The organism is Peptoniphilus sp., assembly GCF_022767005.1.
Classification (GTDB): domain Bacteria; phylum Bacillota; class Clostridia; order Tissierellales; family Peptoniphilaceae; genus Peptoniphilus_A.
The window spans coordinates 1-3,830 of sequence record NZ_JALEOV010000064.1 but is presented as its reverse complement, the minus strand read 5'-3'; the positions used below and the strand labels follow the sequence as shown (position 1 = coordinate 3,830).

Annotated in this window: 3 protein-coding genes and 2 rRNA genes; 2 read left to right on the top strand and 3 right to left on the bottom strand. The window is 33.3% G+C overall.

The features are described from left to right. Positions 1–35 precede the first annotated feature (35 nt). Positions 36–2,159 carry an anaerobic ribonucleoside-triphosphate reductase gene (nrdD, locus tag MR285_RS05190; protein ID WP_293558723.1) on the top strand — a complete coding sequence of 708 codons (2,124 nt, stop codon included), beginning with the start codon at positions 36–38 and terminating at the stop codon, positions 2,157–2,159. Then, a complete protein-coding gene (gene nrdG, locus MR285_RS05185) occupies positions 2,159–2,656 on the top strand; it encodes an anaerobic ribonucleoside-triphosphate reductase activating protein (protein WP_293558721.1) in 498 nt (165 codons plus the stop codon). Before nrdD ends, nrdG begins: the two co-directional genes overlap by 1 nt. A 56-nt stretch (positions 2,657–2,712) precedes the next feature. On the opposite strand, the gene MR285_RS05180 is transcribed toward nrdG, so the two are convergent. The 3 genes from MR285_RS05180 to MR285_RS05170 form a co-directional block, all read right to left on the bottom strand. Continuing rightward, a complete protein-coding gene (locus MR285_RS05180) occupies positions 2,713–3,348 on the bottom strand; it encodes a hypothetical protein (protein WP_169970030.1) in 636 nt (211 codons plus the stop codon). Positions 3,349–3,553: 205 nt separating this feature from the next. Continuing rightward, positions 3,554–3,670, bottom strand: a 5S ribosomal RNA gene (gene rrf, locus MR285_RS05175). Between the two features lie 30 nt (positions 3,671–3,700). Continuing rightward, positions 3,701–3,830, bottom strand: a 23S ribosomal RNA gene (locus MR285_RS05170); the annotation flags it as partial.

Here is a 3,830-nt window from a genome sequence, read left to right as displayed (position 1 = left end):
AAAATATTACATATTTAAAAGAAAGGATGAGTAAAATGCCACAAGTTATTAAGAGAAATGGCAAAAAGGTTGATTTTGATAGAAATAAAATCGTAATCGCCATAGAGAAAGCCATGCACTCAAGTTCTGGCGTATATGTAGAAAATCAGGCGCTAGAAATTGCAAAGGAAATTGAAGCCCTTGCAAACCAAAAGGAACTTCCTCTTTCAATCTACGACATAGAGAGCGAAGTTTATTACCGTTTAATTCAAAATGACAATCCTGCCACTGCGAGAGCCTATGAATCTTACAAATCTGTTCAACAATATAAGCGTGAACAAAATACTACTGACGAAGATATTCTCGGTCTATTAAATGAAACTAATGAAGATTTAATGGACGAAAATTCAAATAAAAACGCAATTATCGCATCTACTCAAAGAGATTTAATCGCTGGCGAAGTATCAAAGGACATTGCGAAGAGAAAAATGATCCCTGCAGATTTAGTTGAAGCACATGAATCTGGTGCTATTCACATTCACGACATGGACTATTTTATCCAACCTATTTTTAACTGCTGTCTAGTAAATATGAAGGATATGCTTGACAATGGGACTGTTGTCAATGGCAAAATGATCGAAACTCCAAAATCCTTCCAAGTTGCTTGCAATGTTATGACACAAATTATTGCACAAATTGCATCAAATCAATATGGCGGACAAAGTATTAACATTTCTTGTCTCGGCAAATACCTAAGAAGATCTTACGAAAAAAATCTAAATCTAGCACTTGATACTTTAGGCGACATTGAACTTGCTGAAAAAATGGCCAATAGAATGACTAAAAAGGATCTTGAAAGTGGCATCCAAACCATTCAATATCAAATAAATACTCTCATGACTTCAAATGGTCAAGCTCCTTTCGTAACACTTTTCATGTGGCTTGAAGACAATGATCCCTATGTTGACGAAGTTGCTAAAATAATCGAAGAAATTTTAAAACAAAGAATTCAAGGCATAAAAAACGATGCAGGAGTATATGTAACTCCAGCTTTCCCAAAATTAATTTATGTTCTTGATGAAAATAATATTAACAAGGACTCAAAATATTATTATTTGACTTCCCTTGCTATTAGATGTACTGCAAAGAGAATGTACCCTGACTACATCTCTGCAAAGAAAATGCGTGCAAATTACGAGGGCAATGTATTTTCTCCAATGGGCTGTCGAGCTTTCCTTCCTCCATACAAGGACGAAAAGGGCAATTACAAATTTGAAGGAAGATTTAACATGGGCGCTTGCTCTATAAATTTACCTCAAATTGGAATTTTAGCTGGTGGCGACGAAGAAAAATTCTTTGAAATTTTGGAAAAAAGGCTAGACCTTGTAAAAAGAGTTGGACTACTTCGCTATGAACATTTAAAGAAAGTTACTAGCGATTCATCTCCAATTCACTGGCAACATGGTGCCATTGCAAGACTAGGTAAACACGAACCTATTGCTCCACTTTTATTAAATGGTTATTCCACAGTTTCCCTAGGCTACATTGGAATTTATGAAGCAACTATTTTAACTAAGGGCGTAAGTCATACAGACAAAAAGGGCTATGCCTTTGCTATGAGAATAATGGATGCACTTAACGCAGCTGTAAAAAAATGGACAGAAGAATATGGAATTAAATTCACACTTTACGCAACTCCTGCAGAATCACTTACACAAAGATTTGCAAATATCGACAAAGAAAGATTTGGCATAATAGAAAATGTAACTGACAAGGGTTACTATATCAATTCCTTCCACGTCGATGTTCGTGAAAAAATTTCTGCTTTTGAAAAATTTGCCTTTGAATCAAAATTCCAAGATAAATCCACTGGCGGATGTATATCTTATGTAGAAATTCCAAACATGGGACACAATTTAGAAGCACTTGAAACTATCGTGAGATTTATTTACGACAATATTCAATATGCAGAGTTTAACACAAAATCTGACTACTGCTCTGAATGTGGCTTTGACGGCGAAATAAAACTAAATGAAAATGGCGAATGGGAATGTCCACAATGTCATAACACAGATAGATCCACACTAAGCGTCGTAAGACGTACTTGTGGTTACCTCGGTGAAAACTTCTGGAACGAAGGACGCACAAAGGAAATTAACGCAAGGGTGCTACACATCTAATGAATTACGCACAAATAAGAAGGTATGATGTTGCAAATGGACCTGGGATTAGGAGCACAATCTTCGTCACAGGTTGCACTCACAATTGTTACAACTGTTTTAACAAAGAATACCAAGATTTTAGTTATGGAAAAGCATGGACTGAAAAAGAAACTAGAGAAGTAATTGAATATTTAAAACTAGACGAAGTAAAGGGGCTTACCCTACTTGGAGGTGAGCCCTTTCAAAATGAAATTGATCTCTTAAAAGTAGTCAAAGACATAAAAAAAGAAGTCCAAAAGGGAATTTGGGTCTTCTCTGGATATACTTATGAAGAAATATTAAGGGATGAAAACAAAACAAACTTACTAAAAGAATGTGATGTCTTAGTCGATGGTAAATTTGTTGAAAACTTAAAAGACTTGAGTCTTAGATTTCGTGGCTCCTCAAACCAAAGGATTATCGACATAAAAAAATCCTTAGCTTCAAATAAAATAATTTTATTTGACTTAAAGTAATTTACACAATTTTAAATTTTTATAAAAACCTCAGTGAATTTACTGAGGCCTTTTTTCTATTTAGTTTCCGGTGGAATTGGCTCTTCTAAATATTCATTATCAAAAAAATCTGTACCATCATTTGCATTGTTTTGGAAAGTTCCAAAGATAGAAACATAGTCCACATCATCAATAGTATAATAAATCTCCACTATAAGATACTCCATAAAATATTTTTCATATTGCGTGCTATACCTTTTAGTTTCATAAAAATAAGTCCCATCATCAAGTCTATCAAGTTCTCCCTCTATAATGCGTTTTTTATTTTTGTCCTTATAACTAGAAGCATGAGCATTAATTCTAATTTTTGGAGTTTCAGGATAATAAATCTTCCCATCTTTTTCAAAAGTAAAATAAATTTTACTATCCTTATTTAAATGAATAGAAGTAATATCCCCCTCTATCCTTCCATCAATCTTATCTTTTACTCTCATAATCTTATTTTCAGGCATATTTTCATATTCTGATTTTTTAAAAGTCCTTACAATGGGTTTTCTATCATCATTGGAAACCTGAATATTTATCTTAACACCATTAATGGAATTATTTCTCATAAAATTTGGCGTTGGAGAAAAATAGACATGTATAGAAACAAATAAAATCACTATAATAATAAAAATAATAGAAAAAATTTTTATTATTCTATTTAACATATAATCACCTTATAAATAAATACCCTAAAAATATTAAAATTACCAATAAAAAAATCTTCCAACTAAGGAAGATCTTTCTATCTTTAATATGTAATGAGATAACTCATTGTGGAATAATTAAAGCAAAATATTTTACTAATTTTAAAAGGAGTATTTAAAATAAAAAGTCTATTGACAAAGAAAATCTTGCATCAATAGACCTTTTAACTGGCGATGACTTACTCTCCCAGGCCGTTGCCAACCAAGTACCATCAGCGGACTAATGCTTAACTTCTGTGTTCGGTATGGTTACAGGTGTGTCCATTGTCCTATTCTCACCAGATTTTCTTAAAACTAATCTACTTTTTCTTTTTTGGTCAAGTCTTCGACCTATTAGTACTCGCTAGCTTAATGTATTGCTACACTTACACCTTGAGCCTATCTACCTCATTTTCTTCAAGGGGTCTTATCTTTCGAGGGAAATCTCATCTCGAGGGGGGCTT

Coding starts and splice junctions, on each gene's coding strand:
- nrdD (WP_293558723.1), top strand. CDS start 36: ATGCCACAAGTTATTAAGAGAAATGGCAAAAAGGTTGATTTTGATAGA.
- nrdG (WP_293558721.1), top strand. CDS start 2,159: ATGAATTACGCACAAATAAGAAGGTATGATGTTGCAAATGGACCTGGG.
- MR285_RS05180 (WP_169970030.1), bottom strand. CDS start 3,348: ATGTTAAATAGAATAATAAAAATTTTTTCTATTATTTTTATTATTATA.